The sequence below is a fragment of the Acidisarcina polymorpha genome (assembly GCF_003330725.1).
GTDB classification, from domain to species: domain Bacteria; phylum Acidobacteriota; class Terriglobia; order Terriglobales; family Acidobacteriaceae; genus Acidisarcina; species Acidisarcina polymorpha.
Map to the genome: position 1 here is coordinate 607188 of NZ_CP030840.1, position 23428 is coordinate 630615.

Consider the following 23428-nt stretch of genomic DNA (forward strand, 5'->3'; position numbering starts at 1 on the left):
CCCGTAGTCGACACGGAGGGTTGTCTAGCAAGGCGGCCGCACCTTCGCAAGAAAATGTAATCCAGAGCTGAACTCTCCATCAGCTAGGTCACTAAACGCGGCCATCGCCCGTTGCACCAATTCCGTGGCATGATGAGCATCCAATGCCTCGTCCGAAATCCAAATCGAATGAACCGCAAACATCCCAGGACGGTTCGTGATCTCATAGGTTTCATACGCGATGTTACCGGGCTCATAGCGTGAAGCTGTAACTAAAGAGAGCAAAAGATCCCTCGTCTCTATTTCCTTTTCTCGCTTCGCCTGAACCAGGTAAAGCAGGGTCGTTGCTTCCTTCGATTTGTTCATGATGCCTCACATCAATGCAGATGGTTTCTGAACTTCTGTTCGTACTTGTAGGATTCGCAGATCGTGGTTCCGGTGCCCGTGGCTGCTTACTTTATGAGCATGGATAGGTGCCGACAAGGTATGGTCTCTTAGCTCGATTCGATCTTTCCGCTACAGTCGCAATAAACTCTGCACGAGCAGTACTGATTACTGGATTGATCTTCGTGCATCGTCCACCAGCAACCCTCGTCCAACAGAAACGACCGCAAGGCCCGTTACGACTAGCCTGTGGATGCCAACCTGAATTGGGTGCGCACCGGTGTAGAACATGCAGAGACTGTTGTGCTAATTCGCAGTAGGCACGATCTCACCTATTGGGACCGACAGAACGCCTTTCACTTCAGACTTCGGGGAGCTCTGGTTGGAGAGAGTGGGGGAACAAGAGTACTCGCAAGCCCGAAGGTTCAAACTGTCGGAATGATTACAACCAACGAACAAATATTGTTGACGTTGACGGGTCGACATCCTCGGCGGCTTCTGCTTGAGACCGTCACAACCATCTTGGCGGAAGAAGCACGTCAGTAAACTGCACCCCTAGTCCGGGCCGAGTAAAGATAGTCAGCCAGCGCGCGGACGGAATTGAATCATCCGGATGATGCGTTAAAGCTCGCTCAATCGAATGACTTCTCCTTCGTCGCCTTCCCCACCACCGAAAACTGCAAGCTTCACCAGATTCTAGAACTGAGAAAGTGGGATTGCTCTGACCATCTCACCATAGCCAATGGCGTTCGGGTGAATATCATCCCCTGAGTCGAGCATTGGGATCATGTAGCTCAGATTTGTCTTATCGGCCAACACCGAATTGAAATCGATGACGCCATCCGACTGAGGTGGTTGAACGGTGGTGCCGTTCACAACGCTGGGCACTGTCGAAGTCTGCCAAGTATTGAGCAGGAAACGTTGCGCGTCTTCGCCCGAGCCTTGGGCAAAGCGTGTTCCAAATCCATTTGGACTCTGCGTTCCGCAGAATGTGGATGGAGCCGTGACGCCCTCATAGATCTTCAGCCCGGCGGCATGAGCCATGACGATCACGCTCTGCTTGCCCAGAATCAGTGCGTCTGCGGGGACGCAGTCATTCCGCAGATCATTGGCTCCTAGATAGTCGATGACGGTGGACACACCGGGGAGACTAACCACATCGCGCGTGAAACGGTTCAATCCCGCGATTGGGGAGATGCCAAGGACCGTGGTTCCGTATATGCCGACATTAGCAACGGCTATATCATCATGCCCCGCCGCGTGTAGGGCGTCTGCAAGTTGTTCCGGATAGGTCTTGTGCTTATCTAAACCGGATTGATAGCCGTCGGTAGTCGAGCTTCCGAAGGCTGGGATTGTCTCCTTATAGTTGCCGTATACGTCAACCCGGTTGAGAAGATAAGTATTCAGCGTCGTCTGCGTGAAGGACACTCCGGCGAGATCCTGAGTCTTGTCCCCTGCCACATCCACAGTTTGATAATTGGTGACCACGTTGACACCCTGCGCGTGGGACGTGAGGTTCGCCCAAGAGCCCCTTACGTATTCCGTCACGCTGAGCAGCTGACCGTAGGAGTAGCCTAGTGCGACGTTATCCGAGAGGGTACTACCGCCGGGGGGGATCGTGATCGAGGGGGCACCGTTGAAGGTCACGGGAGTGTCATCAGAGACACTCGCCCCAGTCGTCTGAATGCCAACATGCACAGCCCCAAGTGTCACTTCTGAAGCACCGAAATAGTTGGAGAAACTAAGCCGCATGACTCCACGTCCGCCGACCGACGGTTTAACAATCTCGCGGAACGTCCGTTCAGAACCCGAACCGCCCGCTGAAGTGCTAGGAGCATCCGCCCAGGACGCCACCCAAACGGAATCTGGAACAGGCGCAGGTGGTGTGACCGGTCCCGTCGCAGCAGAGGTAGCGCCCCCGCAGCCGGCTAAAACCGCGAGCAGAGATGTAGTGAGGACAGCGGCATAGCAAAGGCTTCTTCCATATTTTGATAAGAGATGTTTTTCGATTGAATACTTCGGGAGGCGTGATGAAAACGTCATGATGCCTTTTCCGTATTACGGTTGTTAGATCACCAAGGTATTGTGGATGCTCCCAGGGTGCCTAGCTTTCCCTGTCGCGATGGATTCTCGCTTCTCCTCGACGGCGCTAAAGGCGCTTCGTTAGGCACGATTCGTCCCTGTCTTGCTCATTCTTCTCTATTGTGACTTCAATTCCGCAAAACTGTGCAGACTTTCTTGGTTGCCGTTCATGCGCCTGAGGTATAGCGCTGCCTTATATGCTGCGCATTGAATGATTCCTTCACCTATGTTGCGGGTTGGGCACGGAAGGTACAGCTATGCTTGCGTAAATAACGCCGCTTTGCTCACGCGTTGAGCTGAAGCTCAGAATGCTGGTTGATTATCCAGGAGCATCAGCAATATATGAGGCCGTGCGCGCCGGAAATATCTCACGGGCCAATGCGTTCGAGTTTCGCCGGAAAGCCAATACTTGTTGGCGCTACAGAGCACGACATACCAATTGATGCGGGTCAGGCCGCAGGAGTTTGCATTGACCGACCCACTAGTTGCGATCTCATTGAGAACGATAGGTCTTGCGGCCATCGCCTTCCTGGTTCCCGTCATACTTTCTTTCAGGTTCGCGCCTGGAGCGACTTCGGCCGAGTATATGGGGCTGGGCTATCACCTAATGATGTACGCTCTCGTCGCGAAACTGCCAGCGGCGGAGTGGGCAAAAGCCGCGGGTTATGGATGGTTAACGCTCGATATCATGGCGGGAGTTCTTGTGATCAACCGTGTTCCGCGCACGATTGCTGATCCTGTTCGCCTAGCGGGCCACGTCTTTGCCGGGCTTTGGTTCATCACGGTTTCCTTGGACGGATCGGCACCCTTGAGAATTCTCGGGGCGCTCGCTGGAATCTTGCTCTTCGGCTATACCTTAGCTTCGCCTTACCTGTCGCCCGTGTGGCTCGCGCCTGCGTCGATCCTCATTCTTACGTGGCTATCCGTTCTTGCGTGGCGAAACGGATAACAACGTATGAAAGGAAGTCTCATGCAATTGACGCGTCGATTCAGTCGGTAGGAGGCAACACTAGGCCGATAGTTTTTCCGACAGAGTAAACCTTAGATCGCGAATCCATTGTGCCTATTAGCAGCGCTTACACGAGGAGAAGAGAAATTTATGGTGTCAAGGCCAGATCGTCGCATGTTCATCGCAGGCTCATTAGCCGCTTTCGCCAGCTGTGGAGTCAAGCCGCTCCGAGCTGAACCCAAGACGAATGGGACACCAGACGACCTATCTGGCGAGTTGTCTAGGATCGAACGTACGTCAGGGGGGCGTCTCGGCGTCTGCTTCATGGACGGACAGAGCGGTTTAGCTTTCGGCCATCGCATCAACGATCTGTTCCCGATGTGCAGCACGTTTAAGGTGTTGGCGGTTGCTGCAGCTCTGGCTCAAGTGGATTCCAAGCGACTCGATCTCCGGCAAACGCTGTCCATAAATCCAGAGGATCTTCTGAAATACGCTCCCGTGACCTCCCAGCACCTTGGCTTGCCAGGAATGACCCTCGGCGATTTGTGCGAAGCCGCTCTCACCTTGAGCGACAACACAGCTGCCAACCTGATCCTCCGTAGCATTGGAGGGCCGGTCCAAGTCACTCGCTTCGCTCGATTACTAGACGATTCGATTACGAGGTTGGATCGTGCCGAACCAACTCTGAATGAAGCGACACCGGGGGATCGACGCGATACAACCACTCCACTGGCTATGGCAAAGGATCTCAGAAAGCTCTTCTGCGGTTCAGTGCTTTCTGGCGCCTCCCGTTCGCTGCTGAAGGAGTGGATGATTGCTTGTAAGACAGGGGACAAGAAGATCCGAAGCGGTTTTTCGAAATCCTTCGTTATTGCGGACAAGACAGGATCGGGAGATCACAACACATCAAACGATGTCGCAGTCATTTGGCCAGCGTCAAACCAGTCCCCGCTCATTCTAACGGTCTAACTCACCCAGGTGATGTCTGATTCAGCCGACACACAGGCTGAACTTATCCACAGCGTGTCTCGCCTGTGTTTCCAGCAACTTTCCGCGTTGCGCACACTGGTGCCTTGAATGTTGCTTCAAATCGCGACCTGCAATCCGGGATGCTTGCAACAGCATTTACAGATGCGACCACCAGCCCCATCGCGAACCAGCCTATGCCGACTGTCGAGCACTGTTCAACTGACAGCTCTATGATGCTAGCTTGCGGGTTTTTCTCGTTCAGAGTTGTTCTGAATGAAGTAGCCGACCCTCAAGAGCTGCGCGGGAAAGGTCTTCGTGCGAGGATGGCAAATCCGGTAATCACCAAAGCTATCGCCAGACCGCCCCAAATTCTGATGTTATGTACTTAGCCCAACCTGTTGGAGCTGTCAGCGGATCAAAAAAGCCCTGAATGAAGGTGTTGTGAGAAGCATGAAGCAGCACGCTTGGCCAGATACTGCCCGACTGTACCCGCAAGTAACCCGAAACAAAAGCCATGGCAATGACCATCACAGTGAAACACGCTAGCGCATACCGGACGTCAGTACCCGCGTTATAGTCCGCCCACAGCAAACCGGGATAGTGCCAAAGGGCCCAAACAGTGCCGGAAATTAAACAAGCCCCCCTGAAGCCCATCCGGTCGAGCAGCAGCGGAAGCATCAGACCGCGCCACCCGAGCTCCTCTCCAAGTGCCCAAGTCATAGTGCTCACTACATTGATCGTAAACATCAGAGGGAGGGCCACACCCATAGTTCCCGATATTGGCCACCTCGCCAAGCCGTATTGCCCAGCCACCGCTAGGCAAAATGCTCTCGGCGCAAACGACCCGGTAACCGTGGCCCAAGTCAATAAGTAAACAGGTGCGGCGTAGATCAACGGCAGCAAGTAACCCATGTAGGTGTACTGCCAAGCGGGCCATTGCCACCCCAATCTCCGTAGCGGGATTTGACGTAGTAGACAAGTCGCCAGAGCTGCGCCGCCTGGGCACCACATAAGGAAGCGGCTAAGGGGCGCGGTTTCGTGATGGATCTGCAGAACGAGGGCATAGGCTGCAGAGCTGAAAAGAGACAGAAGTGCGAAGAATAGCAACAGAGTAAAGATTGAGTCGCTTCCTCCGTCCATCCCGTCTTGTAATCGCCTTTTGAAGAGAATCATCTGTCCGACCTATAGTGTATGCAATCCATCAACCGCCGCGATCCTGTCAAGGCAATTGCTATGCTATTCATCCTTTTAGCCGCAAGGCACAGTAAGTTTGGACAAACACAGACTAGATACAAGACTGATGCGGGCGCTACTGCGCGTCGATGGCCAAGAATTAGCGGGGAGAGCGCCGGTGTCCAGACGGACTGTTAAAGGCTAGGCGACAATCCGAGGTGTTCACATTCAACGGCACGGAGCAGATGTTGTGGTGCCATGCAACGAGGATTTCTTCTCGTAAGCGGTCAGTGCGACGCGAATCTGGTCGGAGGTGAAATTTGGACAACTCAACTGGAGGAAATGATCACTATTGACGGCTTTGATCCGATAGCTTTCAGCTGAGAGCTTCAAGAGGTTGTTCTGAAGCATGTCCCAAGTGCTGATCGCGTCTGCTGTTTGGAGAATGGGGCTCTTGTCTTCCGACAAGACCAGGACCGGTACCTTCACCGGTGCGTCGGTAACTTCTCGTTCATCAGCAGGGAGCGCGGCGGCTTCTTCTCTCTGTTCCCTATCCTGCGAGGCGATGCATTGATCTGCTTGGTAGAGCGCAGAGATTGAAGAGAGGGATGATGGAAAGCCGGAGCACTGATGCATCAATCGATCGTAACCTGACACCTCTGCGGCCCAGCCAATTAACGGAAATTCAGTCAATTGGCTGATTGTGGCTTGGCCGAGGCCAAGCGCATCAGCGGCTCTACCTTGGTAGGTAGCCGGTGTTGTGGCATCGAGGAAGATGAGCGCGGCGACTTGATCAGGGTACAGTTGCGCGTATTCCTTAATGTAAAGACCGCCTAGCGAATGCGCTAGCAGTACGACCGGGCCTTTTTCGTGAGCGGTCTTTAGTAGTTCGTGTAATTGGCTGGCGATAGCCTCTGAATCCCGAGGGCCGGGCCGAGGCTCACTCCACCCAGTTCCCGCTCGATCGTAAGAGCAGAATCGATAACTGCTAGACAACGAGTTCTGAAGAAGTGTCCATGTGAGCGAATCCTCGCCACTCCCAGCCTCGGCAACAATCGTAGGCCGCCCCGTTCCAGAACAGTTTAAATGCATTGATTTTCCATCCACCAGGTAGAACCTCCCAGGTGGGGGATTGAGTGCCAATAAGCGCTTCTGAACGATGAGGTTCCAGCTCGCTCCGGCCATGAACAGCGCTACTAGGAGTATCGTACAAGCACCAAGTGCGCCTAGGGACTGGCTGGCCCATCTTCGAGGATACTTGGATGTCACGATTCTCATACGCCTGTATTTTAAGGAGATCTTAGATTCCTTGTGGGTATCAAATGATACTTAGTAGGTAGGGCTTTGGCTGCCGCCACCGGGCGCCGGACTGCGGACGGGCGTTGAAGAGTTACCGTCTCTCGGATCAAGATGATGTGGCGCATATGAGAGTCCTTCTATGCTCCCGGAGCATAGAAGGATTGCTGCAAAGTATAGGTCAATTCTGGACCACTTGCGTCAAAACATGAGGTTGAAGATGCGAACAACTCGCGCCGGCGTTCTCCAGTTCTAGCGATACGACAACATAAAACAGCAGAGAAGACCGAAGTTGGCGTGAGCGTCTTTAGCTATAAGTCCCTGCCACTCTAGCCTCGAAAAGGCTTACGTCGCATTGAAGGAGTCCTGAAATTGCTACAACCGACCACCCCTACTGAAGAAGTCATCAATCATAACGTTGTGAAAACGGAAGCAAAGCAAGGTCCGATCCTTAAGATCGGCGAATGGCAACTGAATTGGAAAGCCCAGGGCGCGAACACAGGCTATTCATTCTCTATCTATGAGACGACACTTGGAGCCGGCAACGGGCTGCCGTTACATAAGCATCCATACCCGGAGTTCTTTTATCTACTTGAGGGGAGCCTTGCATTTTGCCGCTGGAATAATGCTGGGGCTGCCGAGTGGATTCAGTGTGAGACGGGCGATAGCATCCTGGCACCCCCAAATGCACCGCACACGTTTTTTAACAAAAGTGCTCTACCTGCGCGGTTTCTGAGTGTTTCTACCTATCATCATGAACGCATGCTCAAAGATGCGATCAACCCTGGTGGTGATCTGAACTACCTTCCTTCGCAACTTTCGACTGCAGATTTCGAGCAGCTCTTCAAGTCAATGGAGAAGGACCAGGTCTACGTCGTCGCAGACCACGCCTAAAAGGATGGTCAGCAGAGAAGGACGACTGCCATTGTTGCGCTGAGGACAGTAGAGCCAATAATAAGCCTGAGCTGATGAGAGATCGCTCTCAACAACTGAGGAAGCCGGGATTCCGCTCGGCTTCCTCTCGCACCTTCCACTCAAAGCCATGGACGCAAGTCGTCACTTCTTGGTGGCCTTACGTGCGGTCTAGAAGCGGCTCCAGTCTTATTTCACCGTCGCGGTTGAACGTACAGTACGACCATCAAACACCTTTATAGAGATTGACAGATTTCCGATAGACTACTTGTTGAGCAGGTCAGATCACTCTTGGGTGGTTTGTGAATGGGGAAGCCGGTGTAAATCCGGCGCTGTCCCGCAACGGTGACGGAGTGTTCACTCCGAAGTCCGACTACCAGCCTGCCGCCACCACCATGGAAGCGTTTGTCGCTGACCATGGGTGCGTTTGAGCCTGCCGCTCTCGTGGACTAGAACGGTAGACACTGCAACAACGCGTGCCAGCAGGCATGTCGTTGCGGCCTGCGCATGGGTGGTTTTCCAGCTCTAAGGAGAACCGCGTATGACTAGCAATACCCCTCTAAGAACTTCTTCTCTCGGATTCCCGCGCATGGGCGGCAAGCGCGAACTGAAGTTCGCCCTTGAGTCTTTCTGGAAAGGCAAGACGACGGAAGCTGAACTTCTTGCTATGGGGAAGAAGCTTCGCCAAGATCATTGGCTCCTCCAGAAGGAAGCGGGCATCAGCGTTATCCCTTCCAATGATTTTTCCTTCTACGACCAGGTGCTCGACACCCTGGTAATGATTGGCGGCACGCCGGAACGCTTTGGTGCCCCGCCCAATTCGCTTGTGCAGTATTTCGCTATGGCGCGCAACAGTGAAGAGCAGACCGCGATGGAGATGACAAAGTGGTTTGATACGAATTACCACTATCTCGTCCCTGAGTGGACCTCTGGCCTAACCTTCCGGGCGAACACGAGCAAGCTGCTGAGTGAAGTTCGCGAAGCCCGCGCTCTTGGCATTGAAACGCGCCCGGTGCTGATTGGTCCCGTAACGCTTCTGCTGCTTGGCAAGGCGGCGCCAGGTGTAGACATCACGCTGCTTCTTCCAAAGCTGACTGAGGTCTACAGGCAGATCATCGCAGAACTTCACGCAGAGGGTGTGACCGACATCCAGATGGATGAGCCGATGCTCGTGACCGATCTCGGCCCATCTGAAAATCAGGCCTTCCGCAGCGTTTACAACCAGCTCAATGAACTTCCAGTGAAGCTCATGCTCACATCCTTTTTCGGTGGCCTGGGTGACAACCTCTCGCTCGCCGTCGACCTTTGCACAGCAGGGCTGCACATCGATGCCGTCCGCGCACCGGAAGAAGTCTCGGCTGTGATTGACTCTCTCGGCACCGACCAGACTCTTAGTCTTGGGGTAGTGAGTGGGCGCAATATCTGGCTGACGAACTTCGCTTCAACTCAACCCTTGATCCGCCTGGCGGTAGAGGCGTTGGGCCCCGGCCGCGTCATTGTTTCGACGTCATGCTCGCTGCTGCATACGCCACACGATCTGCAAACGGAGAAGAAGCTTGATCCACGCATCAAGAGCTGGCTCCGCTTCTCGGGCGAAAAACTTTTTGAGCTTGTCGCGCTTGCCTCAAGCGATGAGGAAGCTACGAAAGCAAATGCTGCTGCCGTAGCCGACCGCGAAGTTGCGGAGAGCAGCAGGAACACCGCCGTTCGCAAGCGCTTGGCAGCGCTCGCCGCGGGAGACTTCACTCGTGTAAGGCCATATGGACAACGAGCTGAACTGCAGAACGCAAGGCTGAAGCTTCCACTGCTGCCGACGACGACCATCGGTTCCTTCCCACAAACGACCGACATCCGACAGCAACGCGCGGCGTTCAAACACGGCCACATCGGCCGCCAGCAGTATGAGGATTTCCTGCGCAAAGCGACGGAACATTGCATCCGCGAGCAGGAGCGCATCGGCCTAGATGTGCTAGTGCACGGTGAGTTTGAGCGCAACGACATGGTCGAATACTTCGCGGAGTACCTCGATGGCTTTGCGTTTACAGAGAACGGTTGGGTGCAGAGTTACGGTTCAAGGTGCGTGAAACCACCCGTGATCTATGGTGACGTCTCGCGTCCGAAGCCGATCACTGTGGAGTGGTCGAGCTACGCGCAATCTCTCACGAAGCGGCCGATGAAGGGGATGTTGACCGGGCCGATCACGATCCTGCAATGGTCGTTCGTTCGTGACGACATTCCTCGTAAAGATACTGCGTGGCAGATCGCGATTGCGCTTCGTGACGAGGTTGGTGATCTTGAAGTTGCGGGCCTCCCGATTATTCAGGTGGATGAACCTGCGTTGCGCGAGGGTCTTCCACTACGCCGTTCTGAATGGGCACTCTACCTGGAGTGGGCCGTCGAGGCGTTCAAGCTGACCACCAGTGGGGTTACGGACGCCATGCAAATCCATACGCATATGTGCTATTGCGAGTTCGAGGACATCTTGCCATCTATCGCTGCGTTGGACGCGGACGTGATCTCGATGGAATCCGCTCGTTCCCGCATGGAACTGCTCCAGGCCTTTCGCGCGCACAGCTATCCCAACGGGATTGGCCCGGGAGTCTTCGACATCCACACTCCACGCGTGCCTTCTTCTGAGCAAATGCGCGAACTGTTAGGTCTCGCCTTAGAGGTGCTGAGACCTGAACAGATCTGGGTCAATCCGGATTGCGGTTTGAAGACGCGAGACTGGACCGAGACCACAGCGGCACTGGAACACATGTGCAGCGCAGCAGCCGAGGCACGATCTGCATTTAACGTATGAGAACCTGTGGCGCGACAGACAGACCTGTCGTGCAACAACAAACATGGCCCCCGTTGGGGTCAGCGACGGTGAGTCGCATTGTCGTCAGCAATCCTCTTATGCTGCTAACGGCGTTTGTCCTCACCTATGCGTTTGCGAGATGCGGATACCCTGCCGACTATGCATCTGTCTGTTCGCAACAGTGGAAAGTCATATCTCAAGAACCACCGAAACTTAAACGGATCAACATACTGTGCAGGTATAAGGAAAGCCTTCAAAGGTATGACGCCATTCATAACTGCCTGTCATCTACTGAAATAGAAGCGACACAGAGAGGAGTTTGTTATGCCTTTGAATCATTACCTGACCCTTGGCCGCTCGGGTTTACGTGTGAGCCCCTTCTGCTTGGGTGCCATGACCTTTGGTAACGATCTGGGCTGGGGTTCCGACGTGGTCGAGTCAGAAGCCGTGTTAACGCGCTACCTGGAGGCGGGTGGTAACTTCATCGACACAGCGAACAGCTACACCCGCGGCCACTCCGAGAAAATCATTGGTGATTACTTCGCAGAGAAGAAGGGTAAACGCGACCGCGTGGTCCTCGCGACCAAGTTCTTCTTCAACCTCTTCGCCGGAGATCCGAACGGCGGTGGCGCTGGCCGTAAGGGGATCGTCGCGCAATGCGAAGAATCTCTCCGCCGTCTGCAGACCGACTACATCGATCTGTACTACCTGCACAACTGGGACAGATCTACTCCCGTAGAGGAGACCATGCGTGCCCTTGACGACCTCGTTACATCTGGCAAGGTCCGCTATCTGGGCTTCTCGGACGCTCCAGCATGGAAAGTCGCGCAAGCACAGACCATCGGGCATTTTCGTGGCTGGGCGCCGCTCATCGGCCTGCAGGTTGAGTACTCCCTTATGGAGCGTACGGTGGAAGGTGAACTGGTGCCAATGGCGGAAGAACTCGGACTCGGAATTCTGCCCTGGAGTCCGCTGAAGATGGGCGCGCTGTCCGGAAAATACACGCGGGCAAACGGGCAAAAAATGCAGGGGTATCGTGGAACGTTTGTGGGCGAACTTAACGAAAAGCAGCTCGACATCATCGATGTTGCCCAAAAGGTTGCCGCGGAACTGGGTAGCGATGTACCCACAGTCGCATTAGCATGGGTGCAAAACCAGGCCGGCGCAGCGTCCACGGTACTTGGCGCGAGAACGGTCGATCATCTGGCTGCGAATCTGAAGGCACTGGATTTGCAACTGACACCCGAACACATCGTCGCGCTCAATGCAGTGTCCAAGCCCTCACTTAACTTCCCGGCGGACTTTAATGCGAACCTGTCTCCACACTTTGCCCATGCCGGTGCAACGGTGAATGGCGTGCCGAGCAGGTTGGTGGGCAACGTTCCGCGGAGCGATGCCGAACGCTGGTAGCCAAAAACCAGACAGGTGGGTCTCCTACCTAACCGCCCCTGAAGGACATTGGCTTCACGGTCCTCTGACCGGCAGGTTACCGCTTTGCTGGCTTTGCAATCTCGCCAACTTCGGAGAAGACATGAGGGTTATATCGAAACGAATTTCACTATTGGTCTTGTCTTCGACAATCCTCTTCACAGCCGCTAACGCTAACCCTTGGAGCCCGAATGGCAGTCGGTAGACACGACAACAGGTGGACGTCATCTACGAGTTGTGGGGCGTTAGAAGTAGTCCCACATGTGTAATGAACAGCTAATTGGAGGAGTTAACGTTATGTCAAAGCAGTTTGAAAATAAGGTCGCGCTCGTCACTGGGTCATCACGTGGTATTGGAGCCGCCATCGCAATTCGTCTAGCAGCCGACGGTGCGCACGTGGTCGTCAACTACGCTGCAAGTCCTGCTCGCGCGGAACAAGTCGTTGCCGAGATCACCAGGGCCGGTGGTCATGCCGAGGCCGTCCACGCTGATTTAAGTACCTTAGAAGGGACCAAAACTCTGGTTGAGTCCGTGAGCACGGTCTTTGGCGGCAAGTTCGGCGGCTGTGTCGACATTCTCGTCAACAATGCTGGAACTGCCGAGTACGGACCTTTCCTGGAGTCTTCGGAAGATTCCTACGACAAGCACTACGATCTCAACGTGCGCTCTATGATCTCACTCACCAAAGCCCTTGCTCCGCGCATGATCGAAGCGAAATGGGGGCGCATTATCAACATCGGCTCGCGTCTGGGCGAGGGAGCGCCTGTCGCTGGTTTAGCAATCTACGTTTCCACGAAGTTCGCCGTGCATGGTTTCACCCGCGCACTCTCGCGGGAGCTCGGAGCGACAGGTGTCACGGTCAACAGTGTCCAGCCGGGGGCTATCGATACGGAAATGAGCCCCGATGATGGCGGCCCCGCAGCCCAGATGATGAAGAAGTTGATGAGCGTCGGCCGCTTCGGTCGGCCGGAGGAGATCGCCTCGGCGGTAGCCTTCATTGCCAGTCCAGACTCAGCTTTCATTAACGGCGAGAACCTTACTGTGGATGGAGGTTGGAACGCATAATGCACCGTGCGGCACGCTTCGGCGTGCCGCATAGTGCACGTTCGCTATCCTGCAAACGTTCAGTTCTCGACGCATGATGCAAGTTAACGAAAGAGGAAGACGTCTTTCTCTTTCCAGCATCGCAGACTATCGCGGAAGGTTGGCGCAACGGAGTCTCTAAAGCACTTTGAGGGCCGGGTGAGCGCCGCGCGCAGATGGACGTACGAAGAGCACCGCAACAAGGGCGGCCATCAGCAAGAGAATCTTTCAGGCTGCGCAGCCTCTTGCAAGAGAAATAGGCGATCACCGCTTTAGCTCCGAGGTCTACGTCATCGCAGGGTTGCCAGTGTGATCGGTCGAGCAGTAACCGATGGAAGATGAGAAACTACGTGGAGCATCGTCCCATACCTTACTGGTGTCGTTATCAACTCACAAAGAACTACGTTTTCTCGCTTGGCGCCTAGAAATATCGCGCTGTCGTCAACTGGATTACCTTTCCATCGGCCAACAGGATGCGAAAACTGGTGTTAAGCGGGGCGTTCGTCCAGTTCGACGATAAAGCAATGTTTTCTCCAGAGGCCGCACTCCTAACAGAGGTGATTACATCGCCAGCCTTCAAATGAGCGGCTCCGCCAGGCGAACCTGGAGCGACGTAGACTACTTCCACACCTCGAGCATTTTGTCTCAAAGACAATCCAGTATGATTCGCGCTGAATGGCGTTACAACATCAACCGACGACACAAGGATCAGACGGTTGTGCGGAAAATCGACAATCAAGTGGAAACGCGACCATACCGGCAGGCCTATGTTGCCATCAATATCGTTTAATCCGCCAGTGGCTGAATCCCGGAGAATCGCGGGCAGATTTTCGAAAGTTGCCGACCCGATCTTTAAGCTCCTAAGCATGGTGATTTTTTGCGATGACGCTCCCGTCCATCCACCCGAGAAGGCCGAAGAAAGCTGCCGTCCTGCGAGGAAGGCTGGTCGATCCCAAAAGCGCGGATGCAGATAGACTGCCCCGCCGTTCCCTAAATCGAACAACATGTGTGCGGCGCGACCTTCAACAGTAGCACTCACCGCGCGTACGTCACCAGCTGCGTAAAGAGGGAGCACCTGCGCGTGCGCAGGGAGCTTAAATCCGTCGGGATTCAGGATTTCTAAGCGGTTGTGCCGAAAATCGATATCTACTATGGCTTTTTGAAAGATCTCACCACCTAGGGCAATGTCCTGAGAATGCCCAATACGTTTATCAGTCTCGGACTCGTCCACAATGACTACTTGTTGCGCATATACGTTTAATCGCCCCACCGTAATTCGAACATCATGTGAAACGCGAGACGTGCCAATCCCTCCAACTCCTATCCCCGTGGATGTGTCTTCTGGGAGGACGCCCAGACCGGCCGCCGCCGACTCATTCACGACCACTAAGGATGCGCCGCTGTCGAGGAGAGCCGTGACATGATGCCCATTCACGATGGCTGAAAAGTATAAGTGTTTGCCTTGATAAACCTCGAAAGGTATCCACCCGCTGCTTTCCGACCCTTCCATATATTGCATCGTCGCTGGCTCCGTCTTGTCCGATGCGAATGCTTCAGAAGCGTTAAGGCCCAGGGTAACGAGTATCAATAATTCCGCGGCTCGGATCATCCGGTGAAGGCGTCGCCTCTCTTTCGCCATTCGTCGTGACATCCTGAAAAGACGAACTCCAGTATGTCGACACCTCAAGCAACTCAGGCTAATATGCGTTCTGAGATTACGGTGATCTGCTGTGGAGCAGCCTTCGCCAGGTAACATTTCAGTCGCCTCCTCGCTCATGTTCCTAGTTGCCGCGTGCATGACGGAATGCGCTTCTGAGTTCGTCGATAAGAAGATCCGGCTGTTCCCAGCCTGGATAGTGTCCACCGCGACTCATCTCGTTCCATGAGATGAGGTTATGAAAACGACGCTCAGCCCACCGACGGGAGATCGGGTACGGTTCTGCGGGAAAAAGCGTGCAAGCGGTGGGTACGGTCACCGACTGAGCGTTCTGCTCCTCCACGCTCCTCGGTACCCATCGCCTCGCTTCCCAGTACCAGCGAGCTGTTGAGGCCCCGGTGCGGGTGAACCAGTACAGGGCGATGTTATCAAGCTGCTGCGCAAGGCTGACTCCACCGCCGGCTTCGGGTCGGCTGTCGGCGAACGCGTTCAGCTTTTCTCCGAGCCATGCGGCAAGTCCGGCGGGTGAGTCAAGCAGAGAGTAGCCGAGGGTCTGCGGACGAGTGCTCTGGATCATCGCGAAACCATAGCCGTCCGTGTGGAACTGGGAACGCTTTTCGACCATCCGCCTCTCCGCATCGTCGGCCGAGGCGTCGTCTTCCGGCAAGGGCGACGCGAACGGCATCGTTAGGTGCAGGCCGAAGACCCGGTCTGGAACTAGACGACTCAGTTCCATGCTAATGAAGGCGCCCCAATCACCGCCGTGCGCGCCGAAACGGTCGTAGCCCAATTCAGACATCAGTTCGGCCCAAGCTCGCGCCGTGCGGCCGGGATTCCAACCGCGCTCATGTGGACGGTCGCTGAAGCCGAAACCGGGTAGCGCAGGGACAACCACGTGAAAGGCGTCCTCTGCCGAACCTCCATGCGCGACTGGATCAGTGAGCGGTCCCAAGAGTCTCTCAAATTCGAGTACGGAACCTGGCCAACCATGCGTGAGTAGCACCGGGATTGCGGCGGGCTCGGGTGAGCGGAGGTGCCAGAACGCGATGTTCAAGCCGTCGAGTCGCGTGCGGTAATGGGGAATCGCGTTCCACCGCTTCTCCAGTCCACGCCAATCGTGTTGTTGCCAACCATCCAGAAGGACTTTCAAGCGGTCCAGTTCAATGCCCTGCGTGGCGTCGAGCACTGTCTCGGGCTCAGGAAGACGGGTGAGCTTAAGCCGCGAACGCAGGTCCGTCAGATCGCACTCTTGAATGCTTATAGGAAAAGGAATGATCTCGGCCATGGCACCAAGAATACGGCGGATAGCTATACCTTGGCGGTATAAGGAGCGATCCAAGAGGTCAGATTCGGCTTGTTCAAGACTGACCTCAAACCGTCGAACTTGTGGCGACATTGAACAAGGTCAAAGTGCACCTCACGATCGAGAGGGTTCTGCTTCCTGTTGCACGGCAGATCACGCTTAGACGGTGGTATGGAATTCGATATTCAACGATCCTGAGGGGTACTCGGACGATATCAAGACACAAAGGCCCGACCGCGATTAGTCTCAACCAGCAGGGTAAATTACGACGGATCACCATACCTTGCAGGAATGAAGAGAAACTAAAAGGATTCACTCCGCTTCATCATCGAGATGAATCTAACCGTTGGACCTTGGTTATCGAAGCCGCATGCCGAGCCACATTGCAACATTTCCTCAACTCTCTTGGCAGACTACTTTTTCACTTGCTCCCGAACGCCAATCGCCGACTGGACAACGATCTGACGAGTTACCAAGACCTACAGAGTCGGAGAGGGCGCAATTGGATAGCAATTGGCTGATTATTCCTGGGAATGCTGCGATATCAGCAAGGAGTCGAATCGATGAATCGGTTGCGAGAGCTCTTTCACAATAATGCGTTTCGGTTGATTCTCGCGCTGCTTATGCATGGTGTCATGTATCCACAGAGTAAAATCGCCGCGGCATCCGCTGCACGCGTGTCGAAGGAAGCTACACAGCCGGGCGGCTACTACAGACCGCAGCCAACTTTAGAGGCACTTGACCTCTATATGTACGAACGTATTCGAACAGAAGGCATGACGCATGGTAAAGCGATGGCCTTCGCTAGTGCGCTTGCGGACGGAATTGGGCCGCGCCTGACCGGCTCGCCCAACATGAAGAAGGCGAACGATTGGACACGGGACACGCTAGCGAAGATCGGGTTGGAGAACGCGCACCTGGAAGACTGGGGCGAGTTCGGCATGGGCTGGTATCAGATCAACGCATGGGGACGCATTGTAACGCCCGACCCGGAGCCCATCTGGATGCAGGCGGCTGTTTGGTCCGCTGCAACTAAGGGACCCGTGACCGGCGAAATCCTTTACCTTCCGCTCCGCGACAACACTGAACTTGACGCCGCAAAGGGGACATTCAAAGGGAAGATCGTTCTGCTTGGCGAGGCACCTTCACTTACTGAACTCGACCAGCCACTTTCCTTCCGCTACAAGGATGAAGAACTAAGGGTTTTGGAGGGTCCAGGCACCCCGCGTCGGCTCACCGGCCCTCCGCCTGTTGACGCGGCATCGAGAATCGAGCGACGGCGCGTAGCTGTACTTCGACAACGTGCCGTCGAGATGATGCGAGACGAAGGCGCTGTGGCAGTCCTGCTGCCTTCGCATGAGGAAGGCAGGAACGTCCGCACGGGTCTACTTCTCGACGACAACGGCGTTGAGCTCTCGCGTGAGGCTCAACTTCGTCGAAATGCCGTGCCAATTCCCTATGCAGTCGTGATGACCGAGCATTACAACCGTCTGGCTCGGCTTGCGCAGGCGCATGTTCCCTTGAGGGTAGAACTCAACATTCAGACGGCCTTCACGGGGGACCACGAGCATGGCTTCAACACGATCGCGGAAATCCCCGGAGCCGACCCCAAACTCAAAAACGAAGTCGTCATGGTCGGCGGACACCTTGATAGCTGGCCGGCAGGTACCGGAGCGACGGATAACGGTGCGGGTGCCGTGATCGCAATGGAGGCAGTTCGCATCCTCAGAGCTTTGAACGTCAAACCTAAGCGCACCATCCGAATCGCTCTATGGAGCGGTGAAGAACAGGGCGAATTCGGATCTAAGGGATATGTCGCCGAACACTTCGGCGGATTTGCTCCGTCATCTCCGCCAGGCGCATCTGGCTCTTTGATTACGAAAAAAGAGTGGGATCAATTAGATGCCTACTACAATTTCGATGAAGGCGGCGGCAAGATTCGTGGTATCTACACGCAGGGTAACTATCAAGTCGAAGGCATCTTCTCGCAGTGGATCGCCCCGCTAGCCGATTTAGGGGTAACTTCTGTTACCAACCGCAACGACCCGGGATCCGACCACGAAAGCTTCGACGACATTGGACTGCCAGGCTTCAACTTTCTCCAAGACGAAATGGACTACGAGACCCGCACCCACCACTCCAACCTGGACACCGTCGACCACTTACGTGCGGCTGATCTCGAGCAGGCGGCGGTTGTCGAAGCCATCTTCCTTTGGAACACCAGTGAGCGTGAAGCGATCATGCCGCGCAAGCCCTTTCCGCATCCCGAAGATGATCAGAGGATGAAGGCGCCGATCCCAGGTCTATTTCCAAATGCGACGCCTGGAGGCCACTAACCCCGCCGCAACCTGATTTCCTCATCTTTCAACTCCGCCTCAATTACTTGGCGCTTCCGCTAGACAAAGAGCCACAGACAGCACCACCATCCAATTGGAGAGATTGCTATGGCAGAGCATTCAAAATGCAAGACAGCCCTTCTATGTCGGCTCGTTTTGGGTGCAATCACCATGTTGGTGGTCGGGCGTAGTGAAGCCAAGACACCACAGATGGTTACTGATACCGCAGGTAGCAGCGAAGAGCGGAACACGAACGTTGACCAAATGGTGCAGCCATTCTTCCAGAATGGTTGCCACGTCGGTTTGTCGATTGCCATAGTGCGCGGGAAAGATTCGAGGTTCTATAGCTTTGGGTCCACCTCGCGCGAGAAGCACATCATGCCCGGGCCTGACAATATCTATGAAATTGCTTCTGTGACCAAGACATTCACGGGCGCCCTGGCAGCGGAAGCGCTGCAGCAAAGTCGCATGCAACTGGACGCTGACTTTAGACAATATCTTCCCCAGCAATATCCGAACCTTGCTTGGCAAGGTAAGCCGATTACACTAAGAAATCTTGCCGGGCACACATCCGGTCTTCCGCGCGATCTACCTAATACCGATGATCTTTTTGCGCATCGAAACCCCGAGACCCTGCCGTACAAGCTGATTGCACGCGACTCACATTACGGCCGCGATCGTTATCTTCGCGAGCTTCACAGCATAAAACTTCATAATGAGCCGGGAACGAGTGAAAACTACTCTAACTTGGGCTTCAAGGTGATTGGGTGGGGACTCGAAAGCGCCTATGGGGCGCCTTTCGAGCAGTTGATGCAACAGATGATCCTAACCCCATTGAGGATGAAGTCGACCTCGTTTGCATTAAGCGCGCATGACAGTAAACGGTTGGTGATCGGCTACAGCCCGGCCGGACATCGGATGCCTTATCATCTGCGGAATGCCGGCGCGGCGTATGGTTTATACTCCACTCCCCGGGACATGGCGGCATATGTCAAATGGCAGCTAGATGAGAAAGATCCTGTAATCGCGCTTGCTCATGCACCGATTCAGGGGGATGCGATCAACGGCAAAGCGCTCGTCTGGAACCTAGATACCGTGAATGGCTCTCGCGAGTTGTCGCACGGTGGGGGAACGTTTGGTATGTCTAGCCAGGTGGTGTTGTTTCCGGACAGCCAGCAAGGATATGTGTTACTTGCGAATGATGCTTGCAAGGGTACTGAGGACGCCCTAAGAAACCTGGCGATCTCCTTATACCAGGCGTCTCGAGTAAATAAGAGGCCTGATGCAGGCATGTCCACGCATTAGTTCTGAGCAGACCTGTCGGAGGTGGTCCCTTTAGAACAATTTCGACGAGCCGGCATTTTTGGGGAGTCCTGTATCTAGCCTCAACAATGTCGAATGACTCTTCGCAGCATGACGGAACACTCGAAGCAGGTGATCGTACTCGAGGGAAGGATATATAGATGGCCAACATCATCTCGAACGGAACTGTGGCCTTTTTGCTCTTTGCGGCAATGGTGCTCCTCTCAGCCAACGCAATCGGGTTGCCCAGTGCCGAGCAGGTAACATCGACAGCTCAGCCTCTGCCGAGGACGGATCAGAGTGAGAAGCTCTCCCATGAGATCATTCAGCTGTTTAACGATGACCAGGCGCTTATCGCTGAGATGAGTAAAGCCTTACAGGACCCTGCATTCAGGCAAGCTCGCGAGCCGTTCGTGAAACGTGCCGAACTGGAGGATCACAATCCAAATTTCTACGATGCGGCTGTCTATGAATATTGGGCCCAGACACCGGGCGCGCCTGAGTCGGTTCAACGCTACGCCGCAATCCGAAGGGCTACGGATGCGCACATCGAGTCGATCGTCACTGCCCATGGCTGGCCGCAGAGAGATACCGTAGGAGACGACGCTGCAGCGGATTTTTTCTTTCTGTTTGGACATGCTGACGACGACAACGCCTGGAGATTAGCTCAACTCGATACCCTTACCAGAGTGTTCCGAGAGGACCATGTCAATCCTCGACTGTACGCTCATCTTTGCGATCGACTTGCGAATGTCGCAGGTAAACCTCAGAAATATGGCACCGTGATGGGACCGGGCCCAAGCCCGGGTACCGCAAAGCTTTACTGGCCACTGATTGACGATGTGGCTGCCGCGGACAAGAGGCGACTTCAAATCGGGCTGCCTTCTATTGAAAATGACCTGGAGCGCTTTCGCAAGGGTGCCGACATCGGTCCTTATATGACGCCCCTGACACAAGGTGAAAATTGGAGTATGGCGGACGTTTACAAGAAACCGTAGGAGAGGATAAAGGTGGCGAGACGGTCTAGGCGAGATTTTTGGGCGCTTTGATAGGTAATTACAACATGACTTGCATTCAGACTTATCGATATGTAAGTGCCGGCGTAGCGACCTTGTCATCTGAAGCCTTGACGGCCAGAGATCAAAGGCCCACGATTCAGGAAATGGGAATCGATTTGCCGCGAGCCTCTAGCTTTGGCTGTTTCCAGGCCCTACAAGCCAATTATCTAGCGCGGACGATAGTCGAAAGTTGGCTTTACACCCTCCGCTATTGGAACAAGCTGCGCGTTCAGCGTGACTATTTTTGCGAAATTGAGGATGCGGAAATCAGCGAGCGTTCGCCTGAATTAGCTGCAGCACTCATCGCTGAGCGGTCAATCTCCTTCGAAGTCGGCAAGTTTCGAGACGGCATTAGGTCACCGTTATCGCCTTTGAACGCCTGGCGTAGTCATCTGCCGTCACCGAAGAAAGTCCACGGCAATACAGATGATCGTCGATTGCGAAAACTTTTTCTATCTGTCTCAACTAAGGTGTCCAAAGTTGAGGCTGCGGCCTCGGGAGTGCATGGCACCTTCGGTTGAAATCGGCAATCAAGGGCAGAGGACTAGCCGGATCACGCACTATTCACTCTTCTAGAACCGAAATAAGCCTTCACGGCATACTCAACGCGTATGCACCTTGACTGAAAAGGTCTGGCTATCAAGACGACCGTTCGCTCATTCTGGAAGAGAATAATATTGCGGCGACTGAGGACTGGCATTTATCAACTACTCAACCATATCGATCAACCAATTGGTCGTGATGCTGTTCGCGTCAAGGAACTGGACGGCATTCATTTAAACCTGCGCAGTCCCAGTCGGATATCAATCTGCTCTTCAAAAGCCTATCTCGGGAGTGAAAACGCCACAATTATGTCTCTTGTTCTCAAGAACACTCGTTACCTTTTAGCCACGAGCCTCCTTGCCCTATCGAGTTCGGTTTTGGTCGCACAGCAAAATGAAACCGAAAAACCCGACAACAGCGTATTGGCAATGATTCAACATTTTTCAGAAGATGCACCGGGAGCTTGGTCGGCGCAGCAATTGATTACGATGGGGAGTATCCGTGATGCTGCTCTTAAGGATCCTTACGCGTATGACGAGCTTGCCCATCTAACGAATAACATTGGACCTCGTTTAGTCGGCTCTCCCCAAGCTCAAGGGTCTGTCGATTGGGTGGTAGGAGAATTGCGCGCGCTTGGGGCGAAAGTCTCCCTCGAAAAGACGATGGTTCCCCATTGGGTACGAGGCGAAGAAAGCGCTTCACTTACGTCATGGCCCGGTGGGATTCCAGGCACTCAACAGAGGCTCGTAGTAACCGCGCTTGGAGGCAGCCCTCCTACGCCGAAAGAAGGCCTCTTAGGTGAGGTCGTAGTCCTAAGTAGTTTTGCTGAGCTTCGCGCTCTCCGTCCGGACTCGTTGAAAGGCAAGATCCTTGTCTTCGATCATCCCTTCGACAAAGAGCTTGCGGCGGCGGGACAAGGAATCGCTGCCTACGAGCAGAGTGTTCTGTACCGAGCCCTAGGTCCAGCCGCGGGCGGGGCTGCGGGTGCTACCGCAGTCTTGGTTCGCTCAGCAGGCAGTGCAGATTTCAGGTTGCCACACACCGGCCTGACCCTGTATGCGAAGAATGTGGTTCACGTCCCATCGGCAGCCCTAGCTGCTGAGGATGCTGACCTGATTGCAGCTCTGGCAAAACAAGGACCATTGACACTGCACTTGACGCTGACGCCTCAAGTATTTGCGGATGCACAGAGCTATAACGTTATTGCCGATTGGCCGGGAACCGAACAGCCGGATCAGATAGTGATGGTCTCGGGTCATTTGGACTCTTGGGACCTGGGCACCGGAGCTATCGACGACGGAACGGGAATAGTCATGGCAATGCAGACGATTCAACTGATGGCAAAACTTGGAATTCATCCACGCCGAACAGTGCGTTTCGTTGCTTGGATGGGAGAGGAATCGGGCATACAAGGAGCACTGACTTATGCTCACGATCATGAATCGGAGATCAAATCGCACGTGGCAGTCCTTGAAGAGGATTTCGGAGCAGATCATCCGATCGGTTTGACGTTCAGTGGTGCAGTCGCGCTGCGCCAGTATTTAGCGCCCGTCGCAAAGGTCCTAGAGCCCATAGGCGCAAGCTTGATCACCCCGGGTGACGAGATTGGAGAGGATGTCGCACCGCTTATGAGCAAGGGTGTACCGGGATTCACGGCAGCCCGGGATCCACGTTTCTATTTCAAATATCACCACACGGCTGCGGACACTCTAGATAAGGTCAACCCTAGGAGCCTTGCTGAAAGCGCAGCTCTGATGGCTGTAACAGCTTATGCTCTAGCGGATGCAGCAACCCGGCGCCGCGATAATGCTCACAAGAGTTCGTCCGATGGCAAGACTCTGTTGTCTCATTCGAGACTGATCCACAGGACCTCATCGCTGTTTAGGATCATCGTGTCTCTTTGCACGGTACTACCTAACGGGCAAGGAGAACAAGATCGCGTCCGGGCCCCTCGAGGATGCACAGATTGGACGAGGTGAAGGAACAGTCAAGGCCGTTCAAGACCACTGACCCAGTGTGCAAGGCTGAGCTAGATGAAACGTTTCAGACTGCTACGTAAGCGTGCGGAGCCGTTCCGTCCTGAACAAGCGCCAAAACCTGCAAGTCACTCGTAGTGGATGCGTGGAAGAAGTGGCGACGAGCCTTCTGGAAGCCGCCCAAGAACGCCGGCC

At 54.5% G+C, this 23428-nt stretch carries 17 protein-coding genes and 1 riboswitch; of the genes, 11 read left to right on the plus strand and 6 right to left on the minus strand.

The features are described 5' to 3' along the window. Positions 1–24: 24 nt before the first annotated feature. Together ACPOL_RS02710 and ACPOL_RS02720 are read right to left on the minus strand one after the other, a co-directional pair. Positions 25–345 (minus strand): putative quinol monooxygenase, encoded by a 321-nt coding sequence (locus tag ACPOL_RS02710; RefSeq protein WP_114205697.1) that lies wholly within the window; start codon positions 343–345, stop codon positions 25–27. Positions 346–1059: 714 nt separating this feature from the next. Further along, positions 1060–2406: a GDSL-type esterase/lipase family protein gene (locus ACPOL_RS02720; RefSeq protein ID WP_114205699.1), complete on the minus strand. Its 1347-nt coding sequence runs from the start codon at positions 2404–2406 to the stop codon at positions 1060–1062. Positions 2407–2914: 508 nt separating this feature from the next. Here ACPOL_RS02720 and ACPOL_RS02725 point away from each other — a divergent pair. Then, a complete protein-coding gene (locus ACPOL_RS02725; RefSeq protein WP_150132881.1) occupies positions 2915–3394 on the plus strand; it encodes a hypothetical protein in 480 nt (159 codons plus the stop codon). A gap of 150 nt (positions 3395–3544) precedes the next feature. Beyond that, positions 3545–4363, plus strand: a complete 819-nt coding sequence (gene bla, locus ACPOL_RS02730; protein WP_114205701.1) for a class A beta-lactamase — start codon at positions 3545–3547, stop codon at positions 4361–4363. Between the two features lie 348 nt (positions 4364–4711). On the opposite strand, the gene ACPOL_RS35970 is transcribed toward bla, so the two are convergent. Next, positions 4712–5536, minus strand: coding sequence for a CPBP family intramembrane glutamic endopeptidase (locus tag ACPOL_RS35970; RefSeq protein WP_114205702.1), 825 nt, complete (start codon positions 5534–5536; stop codon positions 4712–4714). Between the two features lie 228 nt (positions 5537–5764). Further along, on the minus strand, positions 5765–6628 hold the full coding sequence (locus tag ACPOL_RS02740; RefSeq protein ID WP_161557154.1) for an alpha/beta fold hydrolase: 864 nt from the start codon (positions 6626–6628) through the stop codon (positions 5765–5767). A gap of 576 nt (positions 6629–7204) precedes the next feature. Here ACPOL_RS02740 and ACPOL_RS02745 point away from each other — a divergent pair. From ACPOL_RS02745 to ACPOL_RS02760, 4 genes are all read left to right on the plus strand, one after another. Further along, positions 7205–7726, plus strand: a complete 522-nt coding sequence (locus ACPOL_RS02745) for a cupin domain-containing protein (protein ID WP_161557155.1) — start codon at positions 7205–7207, stop codon at positions 7724–7726. 280 nt (positions 7727–8006) lie between these two features. Next, a riboswitch (cobalamin riboswitch) is annotated at positions 8007–8143 on the plus strand. 142 nt (positions 8144–8285) lie between these two features. Continuing rightward, positions 8286–10547, plus strand: coding sequence for a 5-methyltetrahydropteroyltriglutamate--homocysteine S-methyltransferase (gene metE / locus ACPOL_RS02750; RefSeq protein WP_114205705.1), 2262 nt, complete (start codon positions 8286–8288; stop codon positions 10545–10547). Positions 10548–10871: 324 nt separating this feature from the next. Next, entirely contained in the window at positions 10872–11957 is a 1086-nt protein-coding gene (locus ACPOL_RS02755) for an aldo/keto reductase (RefSeq protein WP_114205706.1), read from the plus strand. A 315-nt stretch (positions 11958–12272) separates the two neighbouring features. After that, a complete protein-coding gene (locus ACPOL_RS02760) occupies positions 12273–13040 on the plus strand; it encodes an SDR family NAD(P)-dependent oxidoreductase (RefSeq protein ID WP_114205707.1) in 768 nt (255 codons plus the stop codon). A 439-nt stretch (positions 13041–13479) separates the two neighbouring features. Here the strand turns inward: ACPOL_RS02760 and ACPOL_RS02765 are convergent, their stop codons facing one another. Then, positions 13480–14577 carry a pepsin/retropepsin-like aspartic protease family protein gene (locus ACPOL_RS02765; protein WP_236657184.1) on the minus strand — a complete coding sequence of 366 codons (1098 nt, stop codon included), beginning with the start codon at positions 14575–14577 and terminating at the stop codon, positions 13480–13482. Positions 14578–14839: 262 nt separating this feature from the next. After that, positions 14840–16000, minus strand: coding sequence for an epoxide hydrolase family protein (locus ACPOL_RS02770; protein ID WP_114210567.1), 1161 nt, complete (start codon positions 15998–16000; stop codon positions 14840–14842). A gap of 581 nt (positions 16001–16581) precedes the next feature. Between ACPOL_RS02770 and ACPOL_RS02775 the strand changes: the two genes are divergently transcribed. From ACPOL_RS02775 to ACPOL_RS02795, 5 genes are all read left to right on the plus strand, one after another. Next, positions 16582–18354: a M20/M25/M40 family metallo-hydrolase gene (locus ACPOL_RS02775; RefSeq protein ID WP_236657185.1), complete on the plus strand. Its 1773-nt coding sequence runs from the start codon at positions 16582–16584 to the stop codon at positions 18352–18354. A gap of 108 nt (positions 18355–18462) precedes the next feature. After that, positions 18463–19659 carry a serine hydrolase domain-containing protein gene (locus tag ACPOL_RS02780; protein ID WP_114205709.1) on the plus strand — a complete coding sequence of 399 codons (1197 nt, stop codon included), beginning with the start codon at positions 18463–18465 and terminating at the stop codon, positions 19657–19659. Positions 19660–19817: 158 nt separating this feature from the next. Then, positions 19818–20654, plus strand: a complete 837-nt coding sequence (locus ACPOL_RS02785; protein ID WP_114205710.1) for a DUF6624 domain-containing protein — start codon at positions 19818–19820, stop codon at positions 20652–20654. A 38-nt stretch (positions 20655–20692) separates the two neighbouring features. After that, complete coding sequence (locus ACPOL_RS02790; protein WP_114205711.1) at positions 20693–21235, plus strand: Ku family protein; 543 nt, start codon at positions 20693–20695, stop codon at positions 21233–21235. Between the two features lie 330 nt (positions 21236–21565). After that, a complete protein-coding gene (locus ACPOL_RS02795; RefSeq protein ID WP_236657186.1) occupies positions 21566–23236 on the plus strand; it encodes a M20/M25/M40 family metallo-hydrolase in 1671 nt (556 codons plus the stop codon). Positions 23237–23428 lie beyond the last annotated feature (192 nt).

What these genes read in the sequence shown, in the direction of transcription:
- ACPOL_RS02710 (WP_114205697.1), bottom strand. Translation starts at nt 345, where the DNA reads ATGAACAAATCGAAGGAAGCAACGACCCTGCTTTACCTGGTTCAGGCG.
- ACPOL_RS02720 (WP_114205699.1), bottom strand. Translation starts at nt 2,406, where the DNA reads ATGACGTTTTCATCACGCCTCCCGAAGTATTCAATCGAAAAACATCTC.
- bla (WP_114205701.1), top strand. Translation starts at nt 3,545, where the DNA reads ATGGTGTCAAGGCCAGATCGTCGCATGTTCATCGCAGGCTCATTAGCC.
- ACPOL_RS35970 (WP_114205702.1), bottom strand. Translation starts at nt 5,536, where the DNA reads ATGATTCTCTTCAAAAGGCGATTACAAGACGGGATGGACGGAGGAAGC.
- ACPOL_RS02740 (WP_161557154.1), bottom strand. Translation starts at nt 6,628, where the DNA reads ATGCATTTAAACTGTTCTGGAACGGGGCGGCCTACGATTGTTGCCGAG.
- metE (WP_114205705.1), top strand. Translation starts at nt 8,286, where the DNA reads ATGACTAGCAATACCCCTCTAAGAACTTCTTCTCTCGGATTCCCGCGC.
- ACPOL_RS02755 (WP_114205706.1), top strand. Translation starts at nt 10,872, where the DNA reads ATGCCTTTGAATCATTACCTGACCCTTGGCCGCTCGGGTTTACGTGTG.
- ACPOL_RS02760 (WP_114205707.1), top strand. Translation starts at nt 12,273, where the DNA reads ATGTCAAAGCAGTTTGAAAATAAGGTCGCGCTCGTCACTGGGTCATCA.
- ACPOL_RS02765 (WP_236657184.1), bottom strand. Translation starts at nt 14,577, where the DNA reads ATGCAATATATGGAAGGGTCGGAAAGCAGCGGGTGGATACCTTTCGAG.
- ACPOL_RS02770 (WP_114210567.1), bottom strand. Translation starts at nt 16,000, where the DNA reads ATGGCCGAGATCATTCCTTTTCCTATAAGCATTCAAGAGTGCGATCTG.
- ACPOL_RS02775 (WP_236657185.1), top strand. Translation starts at nt 16,582, where the DNA reads ATGAATCGGTTGCGAGAGCTCTTTCACAATAATGCGTTTCGGTTGATT.
- ACPOL_RS02780 (WP_114205709.1), top strand. Translation starts at nt 18,463, where the DNA reads ATGGCAGAGCATTCAAAATGCAAGACAGCCCTTCTATGTCGGCTCGTT.
- ACPOL_RS02785 (WP_114205710.1), top strand. Translation starts at nt 19,818, where the DNA reads ATGGCCAACATCATCTCGAACGGAACTGTGGCCTTTTTGCTCTTTGCG.
- ACPOL_RS02795 (WP_236657186.1), top strand. Translation starts at nt 21,566, where the DNA reads ATGTCTCTTGTTCTCAAGAACACTCGTTACCTTTTAGCCACGAGCCTC.